Origin of the sequence: Pseudaminobacter salicylatoxidans (genome assembly GCF_003148475.1) — a bacterium.
GTDB lineage: Bacteria > Pseudomonadota > Alphaproteobacteria > Rhizobiales > Rhizobiaceae > Pseudaminobacter > Pseudaminobacter salicylatoxidans.
Genome location: NZ_QGGG01000010.1, coordinates 116,136 through 142,836 on the forward strand (window position 1 = coordinate 116,136; position 26,701 = coordinate 142,836).

The window sequence follows — 26,701 nt, forward strand, 5'->3', positions numbered from 1 at the left end:
GCGGGTCGTGCACTTCGCATGACCCGCATTGTTACCCGACGATCAGGAGTTGGCCGCAGGTTCCTCGATGAGACGCAGCGTCTCGCCTTGCTGCTCGTAGCGTTCACCGGTGCGCGGGCATGTCAGCGTGTCGTCCAGGATTTCTCCCGCGCGCGACACCCATCCCCTGCGACGCGCCGGAACGCCCGCCATCAGCGCATATGCCGGCACCGTCTTCGTCACCACCGCTCCGGCGGCGATCAGGCAATATTCACCCAGTTCATTGCCGCATACTATGGTGGCATTGGCACCGATGGTTGCGCCGCGGCGCACCTTTGTCGTGCGGAACTCGTCCTTGCGCTCCATCTCCGCGCGCGGATTGAGCACATTGGTGAACACACAGGAGGGGCCGCAGAACACACCTTGTTCCAGTTCCACCCCTTTATAGAGGGCGACATTGTTCTGGATCTTGCAATTGTCGCCCACCGAAACGTCCGGGCCGATCATGACGTTCTGGCCGATGGAGCAATTGCGACCGATGCGGGTGCCGCCCAGGATATGGCTGAAATGCCAGATCTTGGTGCCGTCTCCCACCGTCACGCCATCATCGACATAGGAGCTTTCGTGGACGAAAAATTTCTGGTCCATCACGCGGTTGCCTTGTTCATATCCTGAAGTTTCAGATTTTCAGCCAGCGCCTTTTCGGCCTTATCCAGCACGCGCAGCACGCTCAGGCCCTCCGCACCGTCAGTGCGCGGCGTCAGGCCACCGTCGATCGCTTCGATAAAGTGCCGGCATTCGGCTCTCAACGGCTCGGATTGCGGCACCACGACTCGCTCGGCATCCGCCTTGGTCGGCATCGGCACCGGACCGCTGGTGTCGATCGCATGACGATAGATTTTCAGCTTGGCGTTCCAGTCGGGCTCGCTGTCCTCGAAAACGGCCATGGCCTTTTCGCCGATAACGACCAGCCGCTGCTCCTTGAAGGGGTGCATCCACGAGGTCTGGACATGACCGCTGCCCCCGCCGGGGAAATGCATCTGCACGGTCACCATATCGGCAACACCCGGCGTGAAGGATACGTTGCCCTGCGCGGTGACATGCGCGGGCTCGGCGCCGAACAGACCAAGGATCATCGAAATGTCATGTGGCGCAAAGGACCACAGGACATTCTCCTCACGCCTGAATTTGCCGAGTGAAAGCCGGTTCGAGTACACATAGCGCAGGCTTCCCAACTCGCCTGCATGCACCAGTTCGCGCAAGCGCACATAGATGGGATGGTATTGCAGCAGGTGTCCGACCATCAGACGCAGGTCACGCTTTTCAGCCAGCGCGCACAATGCCTCCGCTTCGACAACGTCCAGAGACAGGGGCTTTTCCACATAGACGTGCTTGCCGGCCTCCAGCGCAGCCCTTGCCTGCGCAAAGTGCATCTCCGCAGGGCTGGCGATCGAAACACCGTCTATGGCGGGATCGGCCAGCACCTCTTCGAACGATGCGGCGCGGGCGCCATGTGCCTTGGCCGCTGCCGCTGCCGCCTCAGGATTAAAATCCACAACGGCGGTCAAAACCCCGAGCTCGGCAAAGTTGCGGGCAAGATTCTTGCCCCAATAGCCGTAGCCGACATGTGCGATGGATGCCATGATGCTCCTGTCCAGGTTGTTGTTGCGGGGCTGGCTTTCGTTAAAGCGTTACGAACCCCATGTCACGCGGTAGATTGGACAAAATCATCCGGCGACCTCGCTCACACCGCTGCTTCAACGAAGATTTTCACTCGCACAGCGAGGCAGCAAAGCTTGCAAACGCCTGCGAATTCTTCTTCGCGCTGTAATGTGTCCTCTGGCATAATCTGGCTTCTGCGCCCAACCGCGCTCGCCAATCCGGCTGCCGGATCGTATTGTTGATAGTCTGCGCGATAGCGTCGGCGGAAGCGTCGACAGGCACCAGAACGCCGCCCCCCTTCCCGACTGCTTCTGGCACGCCTCCGACGGCGGTGGCGATGACTGGCACTCCAAAGCTCATCGCCTCCATCATTGCAAAGGGCATGCCCTCGGAAGAACTCAGGTTAATAAAGAACGAGACTTCATTACGGGTGTAGAAATCGAGAACCTGTTCGCGCGGCATTGCCGGCCGCGCTTGAATGTTCATGTTCGCAGGCGCCACAAAACCTTCGATTCCGATTTGCCGTTCCGACGCCCCCAGATGATGCCAGGTCACCTTCAGATTGGGATGCGCTCGGGCAAATGCCGCAAGCGCATCGGCAATCAAACGAAGCCGCTTTACCGGCGCAGAAAAAGAGCAGGAAACAAAGGTGATGGCTTCGGTGAGCCTTCCTTCGTTGTAATGCTCCTGATCGGAAACACCCAATGAATTTCTCAGTATTCTCTCTGCAGGTATCCCATATCTATCAATCACATAGCGCTTTGCCGCCTCTGACAACACGACAATCCTATCCACACGATCCATCAATTGGCGGCGATAGGGTATATGCCCACTATTGACGGCTATCTCTTCATAGAGATCGTAACCATGAGCTCTGGTAATCAGCGGACGCGCCCCCGCACAGGCCAACGCTGCTGTATCAGCGGTAAACCAATGCGTATAAAAAACATCGAAACGCTCTAAATACCTTTGAAAAACCTTCCGCCCCACCGAAAGCCTTATACTTTCCTTCCAAAATCTATATAGCAATGCCTGCTTTGGCCTCCCCAAAACCTCTCCCCAAAAGAGTTTATCTAATATTAAATCTCCAACTCGTCCGACAATATTCCTTGACGAGAAGCTTTTTGCGTAATTGCAATCAACATCAATCCCGTCAGGCAAATCCAGGTCGATCTTGTAGCAAACCCTTATCGGCAGAAGCGTAACGGAAAATCCGCTTGCTAGAAGTGCACGCAGATCCTCTATCAAAAAACTCTTTTCGGCGGTTCCCAAGGCCGGATAGCTATTGGTTACGACAAGTATTTTCTTGTCCTTACGCAACAGTTGAAACCTTTTGCAGAAAAGCTAGCCTGGATCTTTCCTTACAAGCAAAAGAGAGACGCTTTTCCGCATCGGAAAATGGAAACGCCTTTCCACGCCAGCGGTCGACAAATCTCCGAATCTCCGCAATTACATCATCGCTTTCGGGGTCGATCTTCAGAAAGTAAGGCGCGCTTCCCAAATCCGTATCATCATAACCGCCAATGACCGGAAGCCCATTTTCCACGTATTCACGAACCTTCAGAGGGCAGGCTTCCGTCATCTTCTTGCGCCCAAGCGCAAGCACAGCAACTCCAAAGTCCATTTTTTTGTATAGTTGGCGCAAATCAGCGTCGTTCATCACCCCATGGAACAAAATATTATTCGCACCGCAATCTTTAAATGGGCCAACTATATGAAATTTGTACTCAGGAAGATTCCTGCAGATATCGAATAATATATCTATTCCGTGCCAATCCTGATCAGAACTGCAGACCATGATCAAACTGGGCGCATCACGAACAGGAATTTTGTCAGGAAGGCTCTTCGGAAATATCGCTCCATTGGAGATGACGCAACTTGGCGTATGCCAGGTACCATACCTCGCTTTGAGCTCCCGAGTTACAAAAACTTCTCCACTCACGATGCCCTGCATAAAAATCTGTCCACAGCGATGCAGGGCAAATTTCACGAGCCCAACCCTCCCCGAACTACGAAGCTCGCCATTGATATCGGAGTTGACCTCCTCGACCACAGGATACCCTTTGAGTATCCTGTGCAATCCTGGCCAGCGCAACATCTGCCGCATGTAAACGACATCCGGCGCAAATTGCTTCAATTCCTCACGAATCCGCCCTGCATTCAGACTCGCAGTAAACAGCGGCGACAGGATGGTCTTGCGTATAGGAAAGTGAACGCCGCCTTCTTCCGCGCAATCATGTGCGCGCAACACGATGTGACGGACGACATGCCCCTCACGCTCCCAGAAGCGCCGCTGCAGGGTAAGCTTTCTTCCGACGCCTCCCGATCCGGGTTTTTCGAAAGTCAGGTAAGCGATCCGCACGAGCCTAGTCCTTCGCAGGCAGCAGTTTCCAGGTACGCCCTGCTTCGTCGCACCGGCGGCATTTGAAGGCAGACTGCGCGATCACATACCAGACATAATTCGCTTTTTATCAGGCTTTGACGACCTTTTCGCGGACGTCGCGATATTTGCCGCGAGTATCGACGATCAGCTGAGCATGCTCGAGGATGAGATCATAGGAGAAGCGGGAGTGGTCGGTGAGCAGGACCACGCAGTCGTAGGAGGCGAGTGACTCTGGCGTCAACTCCACCGATGAGAGATCAAAGCGATGTTCCCGCATCTTCGGGAAAACCGGGACATTGGGATCGGAATATTCGATATGTACCCCCTTGTCGCGCAGCAGTTCCATGACCATCACAGAGGGCGACTCGCGCATGTCGTCAACATCGCGCTTGTAGGCAATGCCGAGCGCCAGCACGCGGCTCCCCTTGAGGGGCTTGTTACGTTCGTTGAGCGCATCGGCAATCTTGCCTACAACCCATTGCGGCATATCGCGATTGATTTCGCCCGCGAGTTCGATGAAGTGGGTGTTCAGAGAATATTCGCGCGCCTTCCACGTAAGGTAGAACGGATCGATCGGAATACAGTGGCCGCCCAGGCCTGGCCCCGGATAATAGGGCGTGAAGCCGAACGGCTTGGTTGCGGCGGCATCGACCACTTCGAAAATGTCGATGCCCATCTTGTCGGCGATCATCTTCATTTCGTTGACGAGACCGATATTCACGGCGCGCTGGATATTTTCCAGAAGCTTGGTGAGTTCGGCCGCACGCGTCGATCTCACCGGCACCACGCGGTCGATGACCTGCCCATACAGGGCAAGCCCGACCTGGAGACAGGCCGGAGTGTGCCCGCCGCAGACCTTGGGGATCGTGCGGGTGGTGAAATTCGGATTGCCGGGATCTTCGCGCTCGGGCGAGTAAACCAGGAAGAAATCGCTACCCACCCTGAGGCCTCGCGATTCCACGCGGGGCAGCAGCTCCTCCTCCGTCGTGCCCGGATAGGTCGTGCTTTCCAGCGACAATACCTGGCCGGGACGCAGATGGGGCACAATGGATTCGACCGTATCGATGACAAAGCTGAGGTCGGGCTCGCGGTGCTTGTTGAGCGGCGTGGGGACACAGACAATCAGTGCATCGACTTCCGCCGCACGCGAGAAATCGGTCGTTGCCTCAAAACCATTATCGATGGCAACTCCGATTTTTTCTGCTGAAATATGATCGATATAGCTTCGCTTGCGCGCCAGCATATCGACCTTTGCCTGATCAATGTCGAAACCGACGACCTTGTAGCCGACTTCACTGAAGCGAAGCACCAATGGCAGGCCGACATAGCCAAGACCCAAAATACCGATCCGCGCGGTTTTCTGCTCAAAGCCAGCAGCCAGATTCAAGCTTGCGGTGGAATGTGTGTTCAACGTTCCCATCTCCACAGAGATCGACCAAAGCAGCGCTCCGGTCAGTTTACCTGCAGCGCGGAGGCAGTAGGCGTCCTGCCTCGCCTCCGCATCGCTTTTTTAAGATTGCGTTCGTTTTTCAGGGCGAGCGGCTCGCGTCAATCTTTTTTATCATCACATGACCTAACGCGCTGAAACAGCGGGAGCGCCCTGAGAGTTCGTTTCCTTGTGATATTCGGGAACGATGTGCAGAAGAAGATCAACCGCTCTTTTCGCATCTTCCCTCAGCGCAGCGGCCTCGATGCCCGACAACGTCTGATGAAGCAGGGCACGATCAATGACACGGGGCGATGCAACCACGAACGCCTCGTCGTCTTGATGATCCTGGATTTCCGAGGGATCGAAGAGCTCCTCGAACAGTTTTTCGCCGGGACGCAAACCTGTGAATTTGATGTCTATGTCGATGCGCGGGCGCAAACCCGCAAGCTGGATCATCCGCTCGGCAAGATCCACGATGCGGACCGGCTTGCCCATGTCCAACACCATGATCTTGCCGCGTTCTCCCTTGCACCACTGCGTATGGGCGGATGCATGGAGCACCAGTCGCACTGCCTCCGGTATCGTCATGAAATAGCGCACTATATGCGGATGCGTGACGGTGACAGGGCCACCCGCATTGATCTGTTCCTGGAAGCGGGGGACGACCGACCCGTTCGATCCCAGGACATTGCCAAAGCGGACGGTCCTGAAGGTGGTGTTGGACGAAACGACGTCCAGCGCCTGACAATATGCTTCGGCTGCGCGCTTCGTCGCTCCCATGATATTGGTCGGATTGACGGCCTTGTCGGTCGAGATCATCACGAATGCGGAGGTGCCGAATTCGAGCGCGGCGTCGGCAACGTTGCGCGTGCCGAGCACGTTGGTCTTGATGCCTTCCAGCGGATTTTCTTCAACCAGTGGCACATGCTTCAAGGCCGCCGCGTGGAAAACGACGTCCGGGCGATATTCGGCAAAAACCTCGGAAACACGCTCGGCTTCGCGAACATTCACGATGCGGGTGACGATATCGAGATTCGGGAAAGTCTCCCGCAGTTCCTTGTCCAGCAGATAGATGTGCAATTCCGAATTGTCGGTGATGATCAGCCGTCGCGGTTGGAAAGCCGCGATCTGCCGGCAAAGTTCCGAGCCGATCGAGCCCCCTGCGCCCGTGGCAAGCACGACGCAACCCCGGATCAGACGGGCCACGTCTTCCACATCCCGCTTGACTTCCGGCCTGCCCAACAGATCGCCGAGTTCAATAGGCTTCAACTCCCACAGCGAACTTGCGGTGATGGACGCAGTCTGTGTCACATCAGGAAGCCGGGATACCTTGATGCCGGCCGAGGTGGCGAGTTCAAGCAATTCATTCAGCCGCCGCCGGTTCGGCTGGCGCTCGGCAACCACCAGTTCCGTGACCTTGATACCGTTCTTGGCATAACGGCTGACCAGCGTCGGCAGTGCCTCGAGGCTGTGATAGATCGGCACGCCCTGGACCGAGCGCGGTCCTATCTTCTTGCCGTCTTCGATAACGGCAACGACTGCCATCTGCCGGCTGCGCAGGCGCTGGCTGGTACGGATGAAACCCTCCGCTTCTTCCGTCAGTCCGCAGATGAGGATATTGCGATCCGCCCTGTGATAGGCGCGGCGACGCCCCAAAAGGTGAATGTCCCATCCATCCACCAGAAGACGGTATCCCAAGCGAATGCTGGAAAGGCCACCGATCAGGAAAAGCACCGTAAGAACGGGGACGCTACGGGGAACGTTGTCAGCGCGCGACACCAGAAATGCCGCCATGGTGTAGAGAAGGACCGCGCAGACGACCGCCTTGATGAGCGCCGTCAGTTCCGGGATCGACACGAATCGCCATGAGCCGCGTGTAACCGAGAAAAAATGGAAGCAGACGCCGCAGATGGCGGTAAAGCCAATCGCCTTCTCGTGCAGACCCGGCACACGATAGAGCATCGCCGGATAGCCGATCACCACGGCATAGGCAGCATAAAAGGATGCGAGCGCAATAAGGGCATCGCAAATCGCGACAAAATACTGACGCAAATAATATCTTGTCACGGCAGCGACTGTCCCTCTATTCCTCGAGCCGTTCCAGATCAAATGCAATGCTCACGTCGCGATGCCGCATCATCCCTGGCTGCCGCAGGTACATAGCAATCGATAATCCCCGCCCGCGACAGAAGAATTCCCAGCCTCACGGCGAGTTTTCCTGCGATGCCGTGAATATGCTTAGCACGGCCGCTTCGCATATCGAACCCCCCAATTGCGACCTCGATATGATCCTGTTGTTTCGGTTGCGACCGGTCGGCGACGTGGAACCCGGCTATACCCGGAAATGCTTGGAGAGCTTCAGCCCTTGCGCCTGATAATTGGAGCCGAGGTCTGCGCCATAAAGCGCTTTCGGGCGTGACAGCATGCACTCATAGACGAGGCGTCCGACGATCTGCCCGTGCTCCAGAATGAACGGCACTTCGTGGCTGCGCACTTCCAGTACCGCGCGGCTGCCCGTGCCGCCGGCTGAGGAATGACCGAAACCCGGATCGAAGAACCCGGCATAGTGGACACGGAATTCACCCACCAGCGGATCGAACGGGGTCATCTCGGCCGCGTGCCCCGGCGGCACGTGCACGGCTTCGCGGCTGACGAGGATGTAGAACTCATCCGGATCGAGAACCAACTCGCCAGCGCCGCGTCGATAGAGCGGTTCCCAGAAGTCATCGGCGTCCTGAGCGGCACGCTTGTCGACATCGATCAGCCCGGTGTGGTGCTTGGCGCGATAGCCTATCAGCCCTTCCCTGCCCCCTTGGAGATCGATCGAAAGCGCGATGCCACCGCCCGATATATTCGGAGTCTCGGAGGCCACCAGCGTCTCCGCGCCGTGCAGTTCATGCAGTTCGGCTTCCGTCAGGATCGCCTTGCCGATGCGGAAACGGATTTGAGACAGGCGCGAACCGGTGCGCACGATGATCGGGAAGGTGCGCGGGCTGACTTCCATATAAAGCGGCCCGGCATAACCCGCCGGAATCTTGTCGAACTCCTGCCCATGGTCGGTCATCACGCGCGTGAAAATATCGAGGCGACCCGTGGAACTCTTCGGATTGGCCGAGGCGGAAATGTCAGCCGGCAGCACCAGCCCCTCCAGGAGCGGCACAATGTAGACGCAGCCGGTTTCCAGCACAGCGCCCTCAGTCAGGTCTATCTCGTGCAGCTTCAGGCGCTCGAGTTTTTCGCCAACCCTGTGGCCGGGTCCGGGAAGGAAGCTCGCACGCACACGATACGCCTTTTCGCCCAGACGCAGATCGAGACTGGCCGGCTGGATCTGGTCGGCGTCGAGCGGGCGTGCGGAGGTCAGTGCCCCCGACTGGAAGAGTGCCGCGATGTCCCGATCCGGGAGAATGCCTGCCTTGGCCAATACGTGCTCCATGAAATTTGGTCGAAGGAGGTTTAATGATGTGTGCCATTGACGCAAGCCGGCACGAGGTCTAAAGGGGCGTTATCCCGTGGTGATTTGCCGGTCGGCTTGCAGCCACGTTAAACAAGTCGCTAAAGGGCCGTTTGCAAACCGGCATGCGACTTTTCGCGGCCGGTTTTTTTGTGTTTGGATCAGGGCTATGACGAACGATAAGCGCGATTGGAAACCTGCAACCCAACTTGTCCATTCCGGAGTGCTTCGCTCCGAATTCGGCGAAACTGCCGAGGCGATGTTTCTCACGCAGGGGTATGTCTACGAGACCGCAGAAGCGGCGGAAGCCCGATTCAAGGGCGAAAATCCCGGCTTCATCTATTCGCGCTACGCCAATCCGACCGTCGACATGTTCGAAAAGCGCATGTGCGCGCTGGAAGGCGCGGAAGAAGCTCGCGCGTTGGCGTCCGGCATGGCAGCGGTAACGGCCGCGATCCTGTGCAGCCTGAAGGCAGGGGACCACATCGTGGCGGCGCGCGCGCTGTTCGGCTCCTGTCGTTGGGTGGTGGAGACCCTCGCGCCCCGCTACGGCATCGAGGCAACCCTGGTAGACGGCCGCGACATCGCCAACTGGGAACGGGCCGTGCGGCCCAACACGAAGATATTCTTCCTCGAAAGTCCGACCAATCCAACGCTCGAAGTGGTGGACATTGCGGCGGTGGCGGCCCTTGCCAACTCCATCGGCGCGCGGCTCATCGTCGACAATGTCTTCGCGACCCCGCTGATGCAGAAGCCGCTGCAGCTTGGTGCGCATGTCGTCGTCTATTCGGCCACCAAGCATATCGACGGCCAGGGCCGATGCCTCGGCGGCGTTATCCTTTCCGACAAGCAATGGATCGAGGAAAGCCTGCAGGATTATTTCCGCCATACCGGCCCGAGCCTTTCGCCATTCAACGCCTGGACGATGTTGAAGGGCCTTGAGACGCTGCCGCTGCGCGTGCGCCAGCAGTCGGAAAATGCCGCCAGGGTAGCCGATTTTCTGGCCGAACGTCCGGAGGTGGCACGCGTTATCTATCCGGGCCGCGCCGACCACCCACAGGCCGACATTGTCAGGAAGCAGATGAAGGGCGGCTCAACGATGATCTGCTTCGACCTCAAGGGCGGCAAGAAATCGGCCTTCGCCTTTGAAAATGCGCTCGACGTGATCGTCATTTCCAACAATCTCGGCGACTCCAAGAGCCTGATCACGCATCCGGCCACCACCACGCACAAAAACCTGACAGACGAAGCGCGGACTGAACTCGGCATCAGCGACGGCACGCTGCGCCTGTCGCTGGGCATCGAGGATGCAGATGACCTGCTGAAGGATATCGACCGCGCGCTGAAGGCGGCGGCAGCCTAAAAACTGAATTCGTGGGCGATGGCGGCGCAATGCCGCCTTGCCTTCGATTTTCTTCGGCGATGCCGCTATCATCCATTGGAAGGAGGATCGAATGCCCCCCAGAAGAATGGATACCGCCTCGGGCATCGTGCACGCCCCGCCGCGGGTCATCTATCAGGCGCTGCTCGACCCTGACGCCGTCGTGAAATGGCGCCCGCCTGCGGGAATGACGGCACGAATTCATGCCTTCGACGCGCGGGAAGGCGGGTCGTTTCGCATGGCCTTCATCTACTCCGGCGACGACCACGCAGTGCAGGGCAAGACGACCAGGGACGCCGATATATTCGAGGGGCAATTCCAGGAATTGGTTCCCGACCAGCGCGTGGTGGAAATCATCGAGTTCTTATCCGACGATCCCGCATTCTCCGGAAAGATGACCGTCACTACCAGCCTGCGACCGGTTCCGGGCGGCACCGAAGTAACCATTTCATGCGAGAACGTACCGGAGGGCATACGGGTCGAGGATCATCAGGCGGGCATGGCCTCCACACTCGGCAATCTCGCGGCCTATACGGAAGAGCCCACCTCCTGAACCTGTTGCGAGACACCCTGCCTATCCGCCGTTCACCAGAGCGAGGATGAGCTGGTGAACATTGCCGCCGTCGCTCATTTCGACCTGGTCGAAATCGCGGCTACGCTGCCGCTGCATCAGAGAAATCTCGGCAAGACGTTTCGTCAGCTCCGTCCTGATCTTGCGGCAATCCGGATCGTCTGGAGCGGAAAAGCCGATGCTGACTTTCTCGATCTCCCTGACCATATCCTTGATCATCTCGCCATGCACCCGCTCATGAGCATGCACACCGGCGTAGAATATATCCCAGTTCTTGCGGATCAGGGCCGGCAGCTTCCCGCGCGGCTTGGGCAGCATGTAGGTGATGGCAAGATTGGGCCGCGCTGAAACCAGCACGCAGGAGCCGTCATCCTGCCGCTGATAATTCCGCGACCAGGTGAGCTTGAAGTTGGTGTGCGCGATGGTGCGCAGCTTGAGGCTTCCGACCTGCGGGCCGTGCTCGCCTATCGAGGCATAGAGTTCCGGCCCCGTCTTGCCCTTGATTGCATAGGTCTGAACCTTCTCGACTGCCTGCCACTGGCCCTGTGCGGCCGCCGGTGTCGCGGCGCAAAAGGCCATGACCAGCCAACACCAAAGAACTGATTTCACACGAATCCCCTGACCTCTCCTTGCAGAAGGCTATGATATGGAGGCCGCAAGCGCGACAGGGTTTTCGCACGGGCTACGGACCAGGCAACGCTGGAGAAAGCCAGCTGCGGCATTGCGCCCGATGGACGCGGCGCGCCGCCATGCGGAAATCACAATCGCGATGATGATGCCGGAAGCTGTTGACCCTGCCGGGCATAGCAACAGATTCTGTCGCAGGGATTGAGGAGTGCCGATGCCATGTACCGCGCCATAACGCGCAACATCGAAGTGAGCGTCGAGCCGTTCTATCTCGAGGAACGCTCCGACCCGGAGGAAAACCGCTATGTCTGGGCCTATCGGGTAACGATCGCCAACCAGTCGGACGATTTCGTGCAATTGCTTTCACGCTACTGGCACATCACCGACGCGCTGGGACGCGTGGAGGAAGTACGCGGGGCAGGCGTTGTCGGCGAACAGCCCGAACTCAACCCCGGCGACAGTTATCAGTATATGTCGGGTTGCCCACTTACCACACCGTCGGGCATCATGGTCGGCCGCTACACCATGCGCAACGAACGCGACGAACTGTTCGATGTGGACATTCCCGCCTTCTCGCTCGACCTGCCCGATACGTCGCGCACGGTGAACTGACCTCCCTTACAGGCATGCTGCCCATGGTTCCGGCCGCTCGCCGGAACCATGGGAGCATCGCGCAGATCAAGCGGTAGGGGCTAATTGCGCTGCCTCGAATTCGTATTTCTTCGAGCAGAATTCGCAATTGACGCGGATCACGCCGCCATCTTCCACACTTTCGGCGATCTCTTCGGCCGAAAACCCGCCCAGGATGCCCTGAATCTTCTCGCGCGAGCACGAGCACTGGTCACGCACCTCGATGCTGTCGAAGACACGCACCCCATGCTCGTTGAAGAGCCGGAACAGCAGCCGCTCGCTCCCAACCATGGGGTCGAGCAATTCGGTCGGCTCTATCGTCGCCGACAGCGCCAGTAGTTCCTGCCAGGCATTGTCGGCCAACTCACGCGGGGCATGGTCGTGATCGCCATCCCCGCCATGAATGTCGGGCGTGCGCATACGCTCCGGCGCCTTGGGCAGGAACTGCGCAAGGAGGCCGCCGGCGCGCCAGTGCTCACGGCCGCCGGAGCCCGGAACGACCTGCTTGCCCACGGCAAGGCGCACATCGGTCGGGATTTGTTCCGACTGGCGGAAATAGGTCTTGGCCGCTTCCTCCAGCGAGGTGTTTTCAAGCTGCACGACGCCCTGGTAGCGCTGGGTGTGCGGCCCCTGGTCGATGGTAAGCGCCAGAACACCGCTGCCCAGCAGCGTTTCGGGTGCGCTTTCGCCGGCGGCCAGCAGCGTTTCCAGCCGTTCGGCATCGAAGCGCGCATAGGCGCGCACGGCATGAGGCGTGGCAAAATCGGCCACCAGCATATCGACCGGTCCGTCCGTGCGCGTCTGCAGGATGAACTTGCCCTCGAATTTCAGCGAAGTGCCGAGCAGCACGGTGACGACGACGGCCTCGGCCAGAAGCCGCGCCACCGGCTCGGGGTAGTCGTGCCGCGCCAGGATCGTGTCCAGAAGCGGCCCGATCTGCACGATGCGCCCGCGCACATCGAGCGGGCCGACCTCGAAGGGCACAACCGCGTCGTCTCCGGCGAAGCCGAATTCGCCAAGCTTGCGTTCTTTATCAGCCAATGGACCAAATCCCTTGTCGCGGCATCCGGCGATGTCGCCGGGCCGCATGTTTCAGCGTAAATACGAGTGTGATGTGGCGCAAATAGGCACGCAGGGCCGCCGGATCAAGCTTTTGCGCGCCGCCGGAGTTCGCTCGTCCTGTCGTGCGGCTTCACGCCATCGGGATCACGCGTGGGCGCCCAGACACCAGGCCATCACAGCCTTTTGGGCGTGCAGGCGGTTTTCGGCTTCGTCGAACACCACCGAATGCGGCCCGTCGATCACCTCGTCGGTCACTTCCTCGCCGCGATGGGCAGGCAGGCAGTGCATGAACAGCGCATCGGATTTGGCACGCTTCATCAGCGCCTCGTTGACCTGATAGGGCAAGAAGACGTTGTGGCCGCGCGCACGATGCTCCTGGCCCATGGATACCCAGCAATCGGTGACGATGCAGTCCACGCCCTCGACCGCTTCCTCGGCGCTGCGCGTGAAATGCAGCTTGCCGCCATTGTCGCGCGACCAGTCGATGAATTTCTGCATCGGCTCGCTGCCTTCCGGCACGGCGACATTGAGGTTGAAGCTGAAACGGGCCGATGCCTCCAGAAGCGAATGCAGCACGTTGTTGCCGTCGCCTACCCAGGCGAAGGTTTTGCCGGCAACCGGGCCGCGATGCTCCTCGAAGGTCAACACGTCCGCCATGATCTGGCAGGGATGGGTATCGTCGGTGAGGCCGTTGATAACCGGCACCGTCGCGTTCTCGGTGAGTTCGACCAGCCGGTCATGCGACGTGGTGCGGATCATGATCGCGTCCACATAGCGTGACAGTACCTTCGCGGTGTCGGCGATGGTCTCCGAACGGCCAAGCTGCATTTCCGTGCCGGTGAGCATGATGGTCTCGCCGCCCAATTGGCGCATGCCGACATCGAACGACACGCGCGTGCGGGTCGAGGGTTTGTCGAAGATCATGGCCAGAACCTTGCCGTCCAGCGGTCGCGATCGTTCACCGGCCTTCAGCCTTCCCTTGCGCGCCTTGGCATCGTCGAGAATGCCGCGCAGCGTGCCTGCGGAAATGGTGGAAAGGTCGGTGAAGTGGCGGATACCACTGGTCATTTCGAACCTCTGGCTCGGTTTCAGCTTATGCGGTGGTTTCGGACAGGCTCCCGGCTGCCGATCGGATTCGCTCCAGCGCCTCGCGGATCTCGTCGTCCGAGACCGTCAGCGGCGGCAGAAGGCGGATCACATTGTCGCCGGCGGGAACCGCCAGCAACTTCTGGTCACGCAGGGCAGCGTTGACCGTGCCATTGGGCATCCTGCATTTCAGGCCGAGCATCAGGCCCGAGCCGCGCACGCCCTCGATGACGTCCGGGAACTCGTCGGCCACGGCCGCCAGCCCCTGCTTCATCAGCAGCGCCTTGCGCTGCACATCTTCGAGGAAACCCTCTTCCAGCACCACGTCCAGCACGGCATTGCCGACCGCCATGGCGAGTTGATTGCCGCCGAAGGTGGTGCCGTGGACGCCGGCCGTCATGCCTTCGGCCGCCCTGGCCGTGGCAAGGCAGGCGCCTACGGGGAAGCCGCCGCCGATGCCCTTGGCGATCGCCATGATGTCGGGCGCGACGCCGCTCCACTCATAGGCGAACAGCTTGCCGGTGCGCCCGATGCCGCTCTGCACCTCGTCGAGGATAAGCAGCAGGCCATGCTCGTCGCACAGTTCGCGCAGCCGCTTCAGGAATGACACCGCCACCTCGCGGATGCCGCCCTCGCCCTGAACAGGCTCGATCAGGAGGGCCGCGGTCTCGGGCGTGATGGCTTTCTGAAGCGCTTCAAGGTCGCCGAACGGTACCTGATCGAAGCCTTCGACCTTCGGGCCAAAACCTTCGAGGTATTTCTGCTGGCCGCCGGCGGCGATCGTCGCCAGCGTGCGGCCATGGAAGGCGCCCTCGAAGGTGATGATGCGGAACTTTTCCGGGTGGCCATTCGCATACTGGTAGCGGCGCGCGGTCTTGATGGCGCATTCCAGCGCCTCGGCGCCCGAATTGGTGAAGAACACCTTGTCGGCGAAGGTCGCAGCCGCCAGCCGCTCGCTCAGGCGCGTCTGGCCGGGGATTTCATAGAGGTTGGAGGTGTGCCACAGCTTGCCGGCCTGCTCGGTCAGCGCGGCAACCAGCGCCGGATGACCGTGGCCCAACGAATTGACGGCAATGCCGCCGGCAAAATCGAGATATCGCTGTCCGTCCTGCGTGATCAGCCAGGAACCCTCGCCCCGCTCGAAGGCCAGGGGCGCGCGCGCGAAAGTATCGTATAGCGCCGAACCGCTCATTGCATGCATCTCCAGATGCCGAAAACCAAAAAGCCGCCCAAATGGCGGCCTTGACCGGCATATTTCGTTTTCGGCCATGAAGTCAACGAAAACGTCGCCTACAAGTATTGAACCAGCCGAATTCCCCGCGATCTGCGGACCGATTTCGCGGGCAAGTTGGGGAAAACCCCAAAATACGGATTCGTGTGGCTTCTCGGACTCTTGTCACCGAGTCGGCCGATAAGCTAATTTGCGATCAAGAAATAACTAGATTTCGTGCGGCAAACTCATTCACCCGTGTATATGTGGTGTCGACCCGGCATTGGCCGGGGCGGGAATGGATTCCGGGAGCCGCACTTTGCAGCAGGAGCACATTCTCATGTGGACTGACGAGCGCGTCGAAACCTTACGAAAACTCTGGGCCGAAGGCCTGAGTGCCAGCCAGATCGCAGCACAACTCGGCGGCGTCAGCCGCAATGCGGTCATCGGCAAAGTGCACCGTCTCAAGCTGTCGAGCCGTGGCCGCGCAACCGCCGCCCCGGCTCGCCAGAAAAAGACCGTGCAGGCGCCGACCGCCACCGCGGTGAAGACCGCGCCGCGCCCGGCCGCCGCGCCCACGCGCACCATCACCGCCACGGTTGGCGCAACCGCGCTGCAGGCGCAGTTCGACGCCGAGCCGGTCGCTCGCCAGTATCTGCGTCCGGTGGAAGACGTCGTGGTGCCGATCTCGCGCCGCCTGCAGCTCGTCGAGCTTACCGAGCGCACCTGCAAATGGCCGAACGGCGACCCGCTGACGGAAGAATTTCACTTCTGCGGCAACGAAGCCGGCGAGACCGGCCCCTATTGCAGGTACCACTCCAAGATCGCTTTCCAGCCGGCCGCGGAGCGCCGCCGCGCGCGCTGACCCCGATTACCGCAGAATGCTCCCACCTCGCGCCGGGCTTTTTGCCCGGCGTTTTTTATTGGGGGCAAACCCTATTTGTGCTCCACAGGCAGCGTCACGTGGTGACTCTTGTCTTCCTTGGGGCGGTCGGCGGGCATCTGATCGCCGGTGACGACATAGAAGATCGTCTCGGCGATGTTGGTGGCGTGGTCGCCGATACGCTCGATGTTCTTGGCGCAGAACAGCAGATGCGTGCAGGGCGTAATGTTGCGCGGGTCTTCCATCATGTAGGTCAGCAGTTCGCGGAACAGCGAGGTGTACATGGCGTCGATCTGGTTGTCGCGGGCGCGTACGAACTCGATGCGTTCCACGGAACGCGAGGCATAGACGTCGAGCACTTCCTTGAGCTGGGTCAGCGCCAGTTCGGCCAGTGCCTCGAGCCCCCGGAACAGACTGACCGGCTGACGCCCTTCCGCCACCGCCACGACACGCTTAGCGACATTCTTGGCGAGATCGCCGACGCGCTCCAGATCAGCTGCGATGCGAATAGCGCCTATGATCTCGCGAAGGTCCGCCGCCACCGGCTGGCGCCTGGCGATGATGAGGATGGACTTGTCGTCGATCTCACGCTGCGCCTGATCGAGAATGGCGTCATCCTCGATCACCTTGCGCGCCAGCGAGGTGTCTGAATTCACCAGCGCCGCCACCGACTGATCGACCAGCCGTTCGGCATGGCCGCCCATCGCCGCGATCTTGCGCGTCAGATATTTCAGTTCGTCGTCGTAAGCGCGGACAATGTGATGTGACTGCATGGATGCATTTCCTCGAATGCCCCGTCAGGGAATCTTGATCCTGAATCCCAGTTCATACGCCACCTGCATGACGGAAAAAAGAATGCTTAGCCGGGGACGACTTCAGCGCACAGCATTGTCCGGCTTTTGCGGGCGATGCTACGCAAGAACATTGATGAGACAGGCTGCCTGCCGCGAACGGACAAGCGCCGACACAGCGACGCTTGTCTTTCCAGCATCTATTTCATCAGTGCCGGCAACTCGTCGAGGAAACGCGCTCTAAGTTCCGGTCCCTTGGGCGAGCTTGCCCTCCCGGTGCCCACCTGCATACGCGCGAAAGTGATCCGGCGATTGTCCCGCTCCGCCCAACCAACGAACCAGCCAAGGGAACGGTTTCGGTCGGCCTTGCCATCCCTGCCCGGCAGCCAGCCGGTGCCGGTCTTGCCATGGACAACCCAGCCATTCCCTGTCTGGAACTGCGGGATGATGGCGGCGGTCATGGCATAGGCCTTGCCCGACACCGGAAGTTCCCGGACGAGCATACGCCGTACGAAAGCGGCCTGCTCGTCGGGAGAAATCTTCAGCGACGACATAAGCCATGCATTGGTAAGGCCGTTGTTCTTTCCCGGATCGCCGGAAGCATCCATGTTGCCGTACTGGAGCTTCGAAACGTAACGGGAAAAGCGCTCTTCGCCCAGGCGCCGCGTGATCTCGCGCGAGAACCAGAGAACGGAGTCCCTTTCCCATATCGTCGGATCGACCGTCTTCCGGTCGCGTTTGACCGCCTTGAATTCAGGCTTGTAGTCCCAGTTCGGCGTGTGCGCATCCTCGAGGATATCCGCATCATAGCCGATCAGCGCCAGCGGTAGCTTGAAGGTCGAAAAAGGGTTGAACCGCTCGCCGCACGCCCCTTCCCGGTAAAGCGCCTTGCCGGACGCCGCATCGAGAATGACTGTGCATTCGGGAACCTTGCCCTTGGAAGCGGCGAAGGCCTGGGCGGGACTGAAAAGGCTCGCGATCGCGAGAAGCCTCAGCCAGCGTACCGTTCGAGACATTGTTGTCATTGGAGTATCCTCGTCCGCGCCCTGGCCGAGCAACCGCATATCACTCCGGCGGAAAATGAACGGTAAAGGCTGCACCCTCGCCCAGCTTCGAGCTGATCGACAGCCATGCCTTGTGACGGGTGAGGATGTGCTTGACGATGGCCAGACCGAGGCCGGTCCCCTTCTGCGCGCGGCTGGTTTCGGCATCTATGCGATAGAAGCGCTCGGTGACGCGCGGGATGTGCTCCTCAGGGATGCCCGGCCCGAAATCGCGAACCGTCACCGTCGTTTCACCTTCCGGATCGGCCTCCGGTCCCGCGACGGACACCACGACGCGCCCGCCCTTCTGGCCGTATTTGCAGGCATTTTCCACGAGGTTCTCGAATACCTGGATAAGCTCGTCACGGTCGCCGAACACCGCTGACGCGGTGTCGGAGAAGTCGCGCTCGATGACGACCTCGGAATCGGCCGCGAGCGGCGCCAGCGAGGCGATAACGCTGTCCAGAACGTCCTTCAGCTCGACTTTTGCGCCGGTCCTGAAATAGGGTTTCATTTCCAGCCGCGACAGCGAGAGCAGGTCGTCGATCAGGCGGGCCATGCGCGCCGTCTGCGCCTGCATGATCTGCAGGAACTGCTCGCGCGCGGCGACATCGTCACGGGCGGGGCCGCGCAGCGTCTCGATGAAGCCCGAAACGGAGGCCAGCGGGGTGCGCAACTCATGGCTGGCATTGGCGATGAAGTCGGCCCGCATGCGGTCGATGCGGCGCGCCTCGCTCTGGTCCTTGAAGACCATGACGTAAAGGCCGGTATTGCGCCCCACCGCCGAGGCCGTGACACGATAAACGCGCTCGATCGGCACACGCTCGACATAGTCGGTCTCGCGCGCGGTTTCGCGGCCGAAAAGGACTGCCTGGATCGTCTCCTGCATCTCGGGCGCGCGGAATTTGAGCAACAGCAGGATGCCCGGCGACAGCGCGCCGAAGGCTGCCGACGCGGCAGCGTTGGCATGCACCACGGCACCCGCGCCATCGAACACGATCAGCGGATCTGTGACGGCTGCGGCAAGATTTTCACTCGACAGGCCGGCAAGCCCGGCGCCATTGGCGACCTCGGCCGCCTCTACACGTCTCTGGTCGGCGGTGCGGCTCGGCGCCAGCGCGGCAACCACGAAGAGCGCCAGAACACCTGCCACCAGCCATGCGCCCGAGGGGGCGGTCAGATGCACGGCGATAGCCACCGCAAGTGCCGCCGCCAGCATCCAGCGGTTCTGGCGGAACCGATGGACCAAAAGCCTGAAAAGCCTGTCGCGCCCGCTGCCCTTTTCGCTCATGCGACGTCCCGACTCCAATTCTGGACCAGATGCCCTGCACCCAATAGCATGAGTTGCGAAACAGGAAAGGCTCCCCGGCATGGAAAGCGCCCCCGAAGCAACCGCTCGCATCGAACCACTCGCGCTCAGGGTGGACGGGCGCGAACGCGTGTTCGACATAGCAGACCCGAAACTGCCCGACTGGATCGACAAGAAGGCCCTCAAGTCGGGCGGTTACCCTTATGACGAAAAGATGCCGCTGAAAGAATACCAGGAAATGCAGGAGCGCCTGCAGATCGAACTGGTGAAGTTGCTGGCCTGGATGCAGAAGACCGGCGAGCGCGTGATGGTGTTGTTCGAGGGCCGTGACGCCGCAGGCAAGGGCGGCACCATCAGCGTGTTGCGCTCCTATATGAACCCGCGCATCGCGCGCAACGTGGCGCTGACCAAGCCGACCGAAAGAGAGAGCGGACAATGGTATTACCAGCGCTATGTCGAGCATTTCCCGACCTCGGGCGAGTTCGTGACCTTCGACCGCTCCTGGTACAACCGCGCGGGCGTCGAGCCGGTGATGGGTTTTTGCACGCCCGAGCAGCACGAGCACTTTCTTGCCGAAACCCCGCGCTTCGAAAAGCAGATCGTTCGCGACGGCGTCCGCTTCTTCAAATTCTGGCTCGACATCGGTCAGGAAATGCAACTCAAGCGCTTCCATGACCGCGTGCACAGCCCGCTGACCAACTGGAAGTTCTCGCCGATGGATGTCGCCGGCATGATACGCTGGGATGACTACACGAAAGCGCGCGACCAGATGGTCGAGCGCACCCATTCCGACCACGCGCCATGGACGATCGTACGTGCCAACGACAAGCGCCGCGCCCGGCTGGCGGTGATGCGGCACATTCTGCTCGAACTGCCCTATCCGGGACGCGATGCCGATGGCATCGGCGTGCCCGACAAGAAGATCATCGGTAAGGGAACGAAATTCCTGAAGAAGATTTCCTGAATTTCACTTCGCCCTGAACGGTGCCGGGCTGCGATGCGGCGTCTTCTCCCAATGATGGGGACACCGCCAAAATTGCCATATCGCACGCCAGGCAGCAGCGGAGATCATCAACCAGTAGACAGGCACGAACAGGATGATCTTCCAGAAGCCCCGGCGCTCACGCGAGCGCAGCGTGTACCAGCCGAGCAGCAGAAAGGAGATATAGCCGAAGGCAATGTTGGCCATGTCGAACGGCAACAGCACGGCGCGCCAGGCACCCAACGGCTGCCCTGCCCTTATGTCCACAAGCACATCGAGCAACATCACCGCCAGGAGCGGATGCATCATTGCCGAGACGATCAGCCCGGCAAAGAGCACCTGCGCCACCGCATAAGAGCCCCAGCCCACCTCTTCGGCAAGCCGCCCGGGATTGCGCATATGCACCAGCCACGTCTGCACCCATCCCTTGAACCATCTGGTCCTCTGAGGCAGCCAGGTGCCGAAATCTTCCGGAGCGTCCTCCAGCGTCGGACAATCGATCGTCTCGGCCCGATAGCCGCAGCGCGTCAGTCTCAGGCCAAGATCGGCATCTTCCGTCACATTGTACGGATCCCAGCCGCCGACAGCCTCCAGCGCTTCGCGCCGGAAATGGTTCGACGTACCACCCAAAGGCAGCATCAACCCCCGGCGCGACAACCAGGGCAGCAGCCCGCGAAACAGTGTTGCATATTCGAAGAAGAACATGCGCGAGATGACAGACGCCTCGCGGTTGGCGATTTCCAACGGCGCCTGCACGCAGGCCAGTTCCGGGCCACGGTCGCGAAATCTTTGCCAGGCCTCGATCAACTGCGCCGGATGCGGACGATCCTCGGCATCATACAACACGATCAGGTCGCCGCGCGTGACAGGCAGCGCATAGGAGAGCGCCTTGGGCTTCGTGCGCAGCGCGTGCGGCGGCGTCTCGATCACCTCGATATGGGAAGGCAACGCGCAGGCGCGAATGGCAGCGAGCGTCGACCGGTCGTCGGCTTCACAGCAGAGCTTTATTTCCAGCTTGCTGCGCGGCCATTCGATACGCTCCAGTGCCGCCAGCAGACTCGGCACCATGACGGCTTCATCGTAAAGGGCAATGAGTACGGAATAGACCGGCATTTCGCGCCGTTCCGCCGGTGAAATGCGCGGCCGCAACGGTGGCGTGACGAAACGGGCAGCGACGAAGCGCAAGGCGATGCAGGCAATAAAGCACAGCGAAAACAGGCCATGTGCCACCGCATATGCAATATCGCGCGCCAGAACCATCGCTATGACGAAGGCCGTGACCAGCACGCCCCACACCATGCCCTGCCACGCGGTGATGCCAATGCGCGCGGAGTATTCGGGATAGCGGTCGAACAGGTCGCGGACGGCGATGCGCATCAACGGTTGCTCGGCTCGCTTCAGCAACGCGGAACGCAACTCTCCGGTCGTCGTAGCCCGCAACCTGCCACGCACACCCGGATTTCGCCTCAACAGAGCATGCAGCACGCTGATCCGAGTCCGCTCGGGGGCGACCAGATAGGCGATGCCGTCGGCTTCCTCGACCTTCACCAGCCTGCGGCCGTCATTCCGACGCAGGAGCATCAGACATTGCTCCTCGCGAATGATGAGCTTGTCAGGGTCGATCCTGCTCACGAAAGGTAGCCCGAGATCGTCCGCCAGCGCGCGGAAGAATGCCTCCTCGCTCACGGCTCCCGAGGCGAGAAGCTCGCTTTGGAAATCCGTGTCATTGACGTTCGCCTGCATGGCGATGCGCAACGCGGCATCGGAAGGCAATCCCATGCGCTCGATCAGCGGGCGCCATTCCGCGTGACCGGAGAACGCCTGCGATGTCGGAGCGCCAGCGCGAACCGCGTCACGTGCGCCAGCGCGGCGTTGCTTCAGCTGCGGTAGCGGGGCCGCACGCCAGCCATGGGCGGAAACATCAATGAGAGCCATCGCGCCACCTCCGAAGCCGGTTGCCCGAAACCGCGTTGTGCAGCACGGGCAAACAACGCGGCCTTCGGACACCAGAGCTTCCCGTCGGCGCCGGGCAAAGCCCCACGCCGGCATACCTGGATGGCGTTTTCAAACAATCGCCCACGGCAACACACCCTCAATGTTGCAGACCCCGTCGAATCGTAGGCATGCTTTTGTAACTGTTGCCACTTACTTAAAGTTGAATATTTTGCCCAGGTGGACAACACCCCGGAACCGCGACGACAGGGTGGGAATCGCCATCGTTTGGCGCTATGAAAACAGGCAGGGTCAATCGTCCCCATCCTTTCGCGCAACCCAGAGAGGCCTGTGAAACTTCGTCCGCTATCCCTCGCCATCATGTGCGCCCTCGCCTTCTGCGGCAGCATGTCACGAGCCGAGGAACCGCGAGCGCCGATATTGTGGGACGCGAAGGAAAAGCTTGCCAGGCTCGACCTTGCGACACTCCCGCGGCTGCGTTTCCTGACCACCACGGATTTCCCGCCCTTCAATTTCCTCGATCGCGAAGGCAGGCTGTCGGGCCTGCATGTAGATCTGGCCCGCGCGATCTGCGCCGAACTGGAAATTGCCGACAAATGCCAGATCCAGGCATTGCCGTGGGGCGAACTCGACGGCGCGCTGCAAAAGGATGAAGGAGAAGCGATCATCGCGGGCATTGCGGTGACGCAGGAAGCGCGGACAAAATATGCCTTTTCTCGACCCTATCTACGGTTTCCGGCACGTTTCGTGATGCCGACGACATCGGCCTTGAACGAACCGCTCTATGGTAAACTGACCGGCAAGCAGATCGGCGTGGTCGCCGGCTCGGCGCATGAGAGGATGCTGCGGGATTATTTTCCCAACGTGAAAGCCGCGACCTATGCCAGTCAGGACATGATGTTCAACGACCTCAAGGCGGGCAAGATCGCCGGCATTTTCGGCGACGGCATGAAGCTCGGTTTCTGGCTTGCCGGCTCGGACGCGGCCGGCTGCTGCAGCTTTGCCGGCGGTCCCTATATGGCGCCCGAATATCTGGGCACCGGGCTCGCTATAGCAGTGAAGGCGAATAATCCCGCGCTGGCGAACGCACTCAACTATGCGTTGCATTCCATCTCCGTGAAGGGCACCTTCACGGAACTCTATCTGCGCTATTTTCCGGTGAGCTTTTACTAGGGCACGCGCCAGGACATCAGGTGAGCATGCGATGGCGAGCCTTGGTCGTGCGCTCGATCGCCGTGACGATCAGCGGATCAAGCCCCAAATGGCGACGCAGCAATTGCAGAACGCGCACTTCCTCCAGCCGCATTTCGAGGTCGACCGTCGCCACCTCCAGCGCAGCCGCGTAAGCCGTATCGTGGAGCCGGGGCGCAATGGCCTTGGCGGCAATCGCCATGATGCCTTCAAGCCCCTTCGGCTCATGCAGCAATTTCTGGCAATCCTGCGCCACGCTGATCAGCCTGTTCTCGTCAAAATCCTCGAATACCGGCCAAGTGCGCACCACGTCGCCGATGCGCGCCAGTTCCACATCCGTCATGTCGCTGTCGGAAGCGGAGGTGACCACCATGAGATAGATGATGGCTTCATGAGCAGTGGGGGTCTTCATTCTTGCGAAAAATCCTCGTTGCGGGCGGGTCGAAGGTAGGAAGCCACCCGGCCCGCCGCAAGGAAAAACCGCGCAGATCGTTGACGCCTTCTCCCCGCACGCTTACAGACCTGTGATGACCTCCCTCGCCAGCGCCGCTGGCCGGCAGGCAGAATGACGAAACCCTCCACACACACGCTGCGCCGGCTGACAATGCCGGCAAACGATGCAGGAACAGCGACATGACGGGATCAAACATGATCGATCTCAACCCCGAAATCCTCGCGGCGGCCGCCGAAAGCAAAGCCTGGCCGTTCGAGGAGGCGCGCAAGATCATCGCGCGCTACAAAGGTCGCGAGTTCCCCAAAACGGTTCTGTTCGAAACCGGCTACGGCCCTTCGGGCCTGCCGCATATCGGCACGTTCGGCGAAGTGGCGCGCACGACCATGGTGCGCCACGCCTTCCGCGTGCTGACCGAAAACAAGGTAGCCACCAAGCTCATCTGCTTTTCCGACGACATGGACGGAATGCGCAAGATTCCCGACAGCGTACCGGACCGTGCCGCGCTCGAACCCTACCTGCACATTCCGCTTTCGGCGGTGCCGAACCCATTCGGCGGCGATTATGAAAGCTTTGCGGACCACAATAATGCAATGCTGTGCCGCTTCCTCGACACTTTCGGCTTCGACTACGAGTTTGCCAGCGCAACGCAATACTACAAGTCCGGCCGCTTCGATGAGATGCTGCTGCGTGCGGCCGAATGCTACGACAAGATCATGGCGGTGATGCTGCCGACACTGGGCGAGGAACGACAGGCGACCTACAGCCCCTTCCTGCCGATCTCGCCGAAATCCGGCCGTGTGCTCTACGTGCCCATGAAGCATGTCGATGCCAAGGCCGGCACCATCACTTTCGACGACGAGGACGGAACCGAAACCACGCTTTCGGTCAAGGGCGGCAATGTGAAGCTGCAGTGGAAGCCGGACTTCGGCATGCGCTGGGCCGCCCTCGGCATCGATTTCGAGATGTTCGGCAAGGATCACCAGACCAATGCCTCCATCTACGACCGCATCTGCAATATTCTCGGCGGGCGGGCGCCGGAGCATTTCGTCTACGAGCTGTTCCTGGACGAGAACGGCCAGAAGATCTCCAAGTCGAAGGGCAATGGCCTGACCATCGACGAATGGCTGACCTATGCGCCGACCGAAAGCCTGGGGCTCTATATGTTCCAGCGGCCGCGACAGGCCAAGAAGCTCTATTTCGACGTCATCCCCAAGGCGGTGGATGAGTACTACGCCTTCCTTGCGGCCTATCCGAAGCAGGACTGGAAGAACCGCCTCGGCAACCCGGTCTGGCACATGCATGACGGCAACCCACCGGCCATCGACCTGCCGGTGCCATTCTCGCTTCTGCTCAATCTGGTCAGCGCGTCCAATGCGCAGAACAAGGATGTATTGTGGGGTTTCATCTCGCGCTATGCGCCGGGTGTCACCCCCGCCTCGCATCCCGAACTGGACAAGCTGGCGGACTACGCGATCCGCTACTTCGACGACTTCGTGAAGCCGACCAAATCCTACCGCGCGCCCGATGACGTCGAGCGCGACGCGCTGGCGCAGCTTTCCGATGCGTTGGCTGCGTTGCCGGAAGGCGCCGACGGCGAGGCGGTGCAGAATGCCGCGCTCAACGTCGCGCGCCAGATCGAACGCTATCAGGACCACGCCAAGAAGAGCCCCGAAGGTGGCCCGGGCGTGTCCGTGGCTTTCTTCCAGATGATCTATCAGGTCCTTATCGGGCAGGAACGCGGGCCGCGCTTCGGTTCCTTCGTCGCGCTCTACGGCATCGCCGAAACGCGCGAACTCATTCAGAAGGCCCTGAAAGGTCAGCTGGCGGCGTAGCCGTAATATCGGGCGCCGGCAGTGGTTCGGGCAGGTTGGCGGCTTCCGGCGAAACCAGGGTTTCGGGCATGAGAGCCGGCGGCTTGCCGAACACGCCGCGCTTTGCATCCTGCGCCTGCTTGCCGAGCCCGGCATAGGGGCCCGCCGTTTCAGCGCGGGCCCAGCCGTTTTCCACCAGCCACTTGCCGGCATCGTCCGTCCCGATATGGCAGTGCGTCGAGATCGCGCGGCTCGACGGCTCGGTCGGCACCTCGCAGGTCACCGCCCGGTCGCGCAGCCAGGCACGGAATTCAGTGCGCGCACGCACGCCACACGGCCACGCCTTGCCCTCGAAATCGCATTTGGCTTCCGGCTCGAGCGGAATGACGCCGGCTATGACCAGCCGATAGCCCATCGCATCGATGGTACCGGCATCGACCGCAACCGGTCGATAGAGGGTCTTCTTCTTGTATTGCATGGCGGTGGCGTTGGACCCGCTGCTTGTTGCCGCGGGGGCGTCAGGCGCTACGGCCTGCTGTGTGGCCGCCTGCGCGAGCGTTTTCCCGCTTGCGCCGACCCGTTCGTTGGGATGATGTGTTCCGACAAGCGCATCGACAACGGCATCGGCAGCCGTATCCAGCGGGCCGGGCTCCTTCTGTTCGAAGCTGCCGAAGACGGCCTCGTCCTCCCCCGGTGTCGACGATGCCGCCTGGTCGGAACTCACCGCTTGGCCGCCCGCCATGATGGCAATGCCAAGACCCGCGATGAAAACGACGGAACCGAGAAAGATACCAGGACGCATCGCCCGTTCCT

Annotated in this window: 24 protein-coding genes and 1 riboswitch; of the genes, 7 read left to right on the forward strand and 17 right to left on the reverse strand. The window is 60.5% G+C overall.

What is annotated here, in order from left to right; all coding sequences use genetic code 11:
• Positions 1-42: 42 nt before the first annotated feature.
• The 7 genes from C7441_RS14990 to C7441_RS15020 form a co-directional block, all read right to left on the reverse strand.
• A complete protein-coding gene (locus tag C7441_RS14990) occupies positions 43-627 on the reverse strand; it encodes an acyltransferase (protein ID WP_109613578.1) in 585 nt (194 codons plus the stop codon).
• Positions 627-1,622 (reverse strand): Gfo/Idh/MocA family protein, encoded by a 996-nt coding sequence (locus C7441_RS14995; RefSeq protein WP_109613579.1) that lies wholly within the window; start codon positions 1,620-1,622, stop codon positions 627-629. Before C7441_RS14995 ends, C7441_RS14990 begins: the two co-directional genes overlap by 1 nt.
• A gap of 127 nt (positions 1,623-1,749) precedes the next feature.
• Complete coding sequence (locus C7441_RS15000; RefSeq protein ID WP_109613580.1) at positions 1,750-2,961, reverse strand: glycosyltransferase; 1,212 nt, start codon at positions 2,959-2,961, stop codon at positions 1,750-1,752.
• The gene (locus C7441_RS15005; RefSeq protein ID WP_146201497.1) at positions 2,954-4,003 is read right to left on the reverse strand and encodes a glycosyltransferase family protein; all 1,050 of its coding nucleotides are present in this window, start codon (positions 4,001-4,003) and stop codon (positions 2,954-2,956) included. The genes C7441_RS15000 and C7441_RS15005 overlap by 8 nt, the downstream gene beginning before the upstream one ends.
• A gap of 109 nt (positions 4,004-4,112) precedes the next feature.
• Entirely contained in the window at positions 4,113-5,444 is a 1,332-nt protein-coding gene (locus C7441_RS15010) for a nucleotide sugar dehydrogenase (RefSeq protein ID WP_109613582.1), read from the reverse strand.
• A gap of 153 nt (positions 5,445-5,597) precedes the next feature.
• Entirely contained in the window at positions 5,598-7,520 is a 1,923-nt protein-coding gene (locus tag C7441_RS15015) for a polysaccharide biosynthesis protein (protein WP_244916165.1), read from the reverse strand.
• A gap of 265 nt (positions 7,521-7,785) precedes the next feature.
• Entirely contained in the window at positions 7,786-8,874 is a 1,089-nt protein-coding gene (locus tag C7441_RS15020) for a 2'-deoxycytidine 5'-triphosphate deaminase (RefSeq protein WP_019172951.1), read from the reverse strand.
• 78 nt (positions 8,875-8,952) lie between these two features.
• Positions 8,953-9,029: riboswitch (SAM riboswitch) on the forward strand.
• Positions 9,030-9,073: 44 nt separating this feature from the next.
• Here C7441_RS15020 and C7441_RS15025 point away from each other — a divergent pair.
• Together C7441_RS15025 and C7441_RS15030 are read left to right on the forward strand one after the other, a co-directional pair.
• Entirely contained in the window at positions 9,074-10,267 is a 1,194-nt protein-coding gene (locus C7441_RS15025; RefSeq protein ID WP_109613584.1) for an O-succinylhomoserine sulfhydrylase, read from the forward strand.
• Between the two features lie 91 nt (positions 10,268-10,358).
• Positions 10,359-10,838 (forward strand): SRPBCC family protein, encoded by a 480-nt coding sequence (locus tag C7441_RS15030; protein WP_170125146.1) that lies wholly within the window; start codon positions 10,359-10,361, stop codon positions 10,836-10,838.
• 21 nt (positions 10,839-10,859) lie between these two features.
• Here C7441_RS15030 and C7441_RS15035 read toward each other — a convergent pair whose 3' ends face one another.
• Positions 10,860-11,435, reverse strand: coding sequence for a DUF922 domain-containing Zn-dependent protease (locus C7441_RS15035; RefSeq protein ID WP_109613585.1), 576 nt, complete (start codon positions 11,433-11,435; stop codon positions 10,860-10,862).
• Between the two features lie 267 nt (positions 11,436-11,702).
• Between C7441_RS15035 and apaG the strand changes: the two genes are divergently transcribed.
• Positions 11,703-12,095 carry a Co2+/Mg2+ efflux protein ApaG gene (gene apaG / locus C7441_RS15040; RefSeq protein WP_019172947.1) on the forward strand — a complete coding sequence of 131 codons (393 nt, stop codon included), beginning with the start codon at positions 11,703-11,705 and terminating at the stop codon, positions 12,093-12,095.
• Between the two features lie 66 nt (positions 12,096-12,161).
• Here apaG and C7441_RS15045 read toward each other — a convergent pair whose 3' ends face one another.
• The 3 genes from C7441_RS15045 to C7441_RS15055 form a co-directional block, all read right to left on the reverse strand.
• A complete protein-coding gene (locus C7441_RS15045) occupies positions 12,162-13,202 on the reverse strand; it encodes an Hsp33 family molecular chaperone (protein ID WP_019172946.1) in 1,041 nt (346 codons plus the stop codon).
• A gap of 117 nt (positions 13,203-13,319) precedes the next feature.
• A complete protein-coding gene (gene argF, locus C7441_RS15050) occupies positions 13,320-14,243 on the reverse strand; it encodes an ornithine carbamoyltransferase (protein ID WP_109613586.1) in 924 nt (307 codons plus the stop codon).
• A gap of 25 nt (positions 14,244-14,268) precedes the next feature.
• Positions 14,269-15,453 carry an aspartate aminotransferase family protein gene (locus C7441_RS15055; RefSeq protein WP_019172944.1) on the reverse strand — a complete coding sequence of 395 codons (1,185 nt, stop codon included), beginning with the start codon at positions 15,451-15,453 and terminating at the stop codon, positions 14,269-14,271.
• 358 nt (positions 15,454-15,811) lie between these two features.
• On the opposite strand from C7441_RS15055, the gene C7441_RS15060 reads away from it, so the two are divergent.
• Positions 15,812-16,336, forward strand: coding sequence for a GcrA family cell cycle regulator (locus tag C7441_RS15060; RefSeq protein ID WP_019172943.1), 525 nt, complete (start codon positions 15,812-15,814; stop codon positions 16,334-16,336).
• A 71-nt stretch (positions 16,337-16,407) separates the two neighbouring features.
• Here the strand turns inward: C7441_RS15060 and phoU are convergent, their stop codons facing one another.
• From phoU to C7441_RS15075, 3 genes are all read right to left on the reverse strand, one after another.
• Positions 16,408-17,127: a phosphate signaling complex protein PhoU gene (phoU, locus tag C7441_RS15065; protein WP_109613587.1), complete on the reverse strand. Its 720-nt coding sequence runs from the start codon at positions 17,125-17,127 to the stop codon at positions 16,408-16,410.
• Between the two features lie 218 nt (positions 17,128-17,345).
• Entirely contained in the window at positions 17,346-18,161 is an 816-nt protein-coding gene (gene blaOXA / locus C7441_RS15070) for a class D beta-lactamase (protein WP_244916167.1), read from the reverse strand.
• 49 nt (positions 18,162-18,210) lie between these two features.
• The gene (locus tag C7441_RS15075) at positions 18,211-19,479 is read right to left on the reverse strand and encodes an ATP-binding protein (protein WP_109613588.1); all 1,269 of its coding nucleotides are present in this window, start codon (positions 19,477-19,479) and stop codon (positions 18,211-18,213) included.
• A gap of 79 nt (positions 19,480-19,558) precedes the next feature.
• Here C7441_RS15075 and ppk2 point away from each other — a divergent pair, with 79 nt between their 5' ends.
• Positions 19,559-20,461: a polyphosphate kinase 2 gene (gene ppk2, locus C7441_RS15080; RefSeq protein ID WP_109613589.1), complete on the forward strand. Its 903-nt coding sequence runs from the start codon at positions 19,559-19,561 to the stop codon at positions 20,459-20,461.
• A gap of 3 nt (positions 20,462-20,464) precedes the next feature.
• On the opposite strand, the gene C7441_RS15085 is transcribed toward ppk2, so the two are convergent.
• Entirely contained in the window at positions 20,465-22,414 is a 1,950-nt protein-coding gene (locus C7441_RS15085) for a glycosyltransferase family 2 protein (RefSeq protein ID WP_170125147.1), read from the reverse strand.
• Positions 22,415-22,792: 378 nt separating this feature from the next.
• On the opposite strand from C7441_RS15085, the gene C7441_RS15090 reads away from it, so the two are divergent.
• Positions 22,793-23,605 carry an ABC transporter substrate-binding protein gene (locus C7441_RS15090; protein WP_109613591.1) on the forward strand — a complete coding sequence of 271 codons (813 nt, stop codon included), beginning with the start codon at positions 22,793-22,795 and terminating at the stop codon, positions 23,603-23,605.
• A 16-nt stretch (positions 23,606-23,621) separates the two neighbouring features.
• Here C7441_RS15090 and C7441_RS15095 read toward each other — a convergent pair whose 3' ends face one another.
• Positions 23,622-24,035: a tellurite resistance TerB family protein gene (locus tag C7441_RS15095; RefSeq protein ID WP_109613592.1), complete on the reverse strand. Its 414-nt coding sequence runs from the start codon at positions 24,033-24,035 to the stop codon at positions 23,622-23,624.
• A gap of 221 nt (positions 24,036-24,256) precedes the next feature.
• Between C7441_RS15095 and C7441_RS15100 the strand changes: the two genes are divergently transcribed.
• Positions 24,257-25,909, forward strand: a complete 1,653-nt coding sequence (locus C7441_RS15100) for a lysine--tRNA ligase (RefSeq protein ID WP_109613593.1) — start codon at positions 24,257-24,259, stop codon at positions 25,907-25,909.
• Here C7441_RS15100 and C7441_RS15105 read toward each other — a convergent pair.
• A complete protein-coding gene (locus C7441_RS15105) occupies positions 25,872-26,690 on the reverse strand; it encodes a thermonuclease family protein (RefSeq protein ID WP_109613594.1) in 819 nt (272 codons plus the stop codon). The two genes, C7441_RS15100 and C7441_RS15105, sit on opposite strands and share 38 nt — an antisense overlap.
• Positions 26,691-26,701: the final 11 nt, after the last annotated feature.

Excerpts from the sequence above, each read along its gene's own strand:
- C7441_RS15025 (WP_109613584.1), top strand. The coding sequence starts at position 9,074 with ATGACGAACGATAAGCGCGATTGGAAACCTGCAACCCAACTTGTCCAT.
- C7441_RS15075 (WP_109613588.1), bottom strand. The coding sequence starts at position 19,479 with ATGAGCGAAAAGGGCAGCGGGCGCGACAGGCTTTTCAGGCTTTTGGTC.
- C7441_RS15090 (WP_109613591.1), top strand. The coding sequence starts at position 22,793 with ATGTGCGCCCTCGCCTTCTGCGGCAGCATGTCACGAGCCGAGGAACCG.
- C7441_RS15045 (WP_019172946.1), bottom strand. The coding sequence starts at position 13,202 with ATGCGGCCCGGCGACATCGCCGGATGCCGCGACAAGGGATTTGGTCCA.
- C7441_RS15060 (WP_019172943.1), top strand. The coding sequence starts at position 15,812 with ATGTGGACTGACGAGCGCGTCGAAACCTTACGAAAACTCTGGGCCGAA.
- C7441_RS15030 (WP_170125146.1), top strand. The coding sequence starts at position 10,359 with ATGCCCCCCAGAAGAATGGATACCGCCTCGGGCATCGTGCACGCCCCG.
- apaG (WP_019172947.1), top strand. The coding sequence starts at position 11,703 with ATGTACCGCGCCATAACGCGCAACATCGAAGTGAGCGTCGAGCCGTTC.
- blaOXA (WP_244916167.1), bottom strand. The coding sequence starts at position 18,161 with ATGTCTCGAACGGTACGCTGGCTGAGGCTTCTCGCGATCGCGAGCCTT.
- phoU (WP_109613587.1), bottom strand. The coding sequence starts at position 17,127 with ATGCAGTCACATCACATTGTCCGCGCTTACGACGACGAACTGAAATAT.
- C7441_RS15035 (WP_109613585.1), bottom strand. The coding sequence starts at position 11,435 with ATGGCCTTTTGCGCCGCGACACCGGCGGCCGCACAGGGCCAGTGGCAG.
- argF (WP_109613586.1), bottom strand. The coding sequence starts at position 14,243 with ATGACCAGTGGTATCCGCCACTTCACCGACCTTTCCACCATTTCCGCA.
- C7441_RS14995 (WP_109613579.1), bottom strand. The coding sequence starts at position 1,622 with ATGGCATCCATCGCACATGTCGGCTACGGCTATTGGGGCAAGAATCTT.
- C7441_RS15100 (WP_109613593.1), top strand. The coding sequence starts at position 24,257 with ATGACGGGATCAAACATGATCGATCTCAACCCCGAAATCCTCGCGGCG.
- C7441_RS15055 (WP_019172944.1), bottom strand. The coding sequence starts at position 15,453 with ATGAGCGGTTCGGCGCTATACGATACTTTCGCGCGCGCGCCCCTGGCC.
- ppk2 (WP_109613589.1), top strand. The coding sequence starts at position 19,559 with ATGGAAAGCGCCCCCGAAGCAACCGCTCGCATCGAACCACTCGCGCTC.
- C7441_RS15105 (WP_109613594.1), bottom strand. The coding sequence starts at position 26,690 with ATGCGTCCTGGTATCTTTCTCGGTTCCGTCGTTTTCATCGCGGGTCTT.
- C7441_RS14990 (WP_109613578.1), bottom strand. The coding sequence starts at position 627 with ATGGACCAGAAATTTTTCGTCCACGAAAGCTCCTATGTCGATGATGGC.
- C7441_RS15010 (WP_109613582.1), bottom strand. The coding sequence starts at position 5,444 with ATGGGAACGTTGAACACACATTCCACCGCAAGCTTGAATCTGGCTGCT.
- C7441_RS15085 (WP_170125147.1), bottom strand. The coding sequence starts at position 22,414 with ATGGCTCTCATTGATGTTTCCGCCCATGGCTGGCGTGCGGCCCCGCTA.
- C7441_RS15095 (WP_109613592.1), bottom strand. The coding sequence starts at position 24,035 with ATGAAGACCCCCACTGCTCATGAAGCCATCATCTATCTCATGGTGGTC.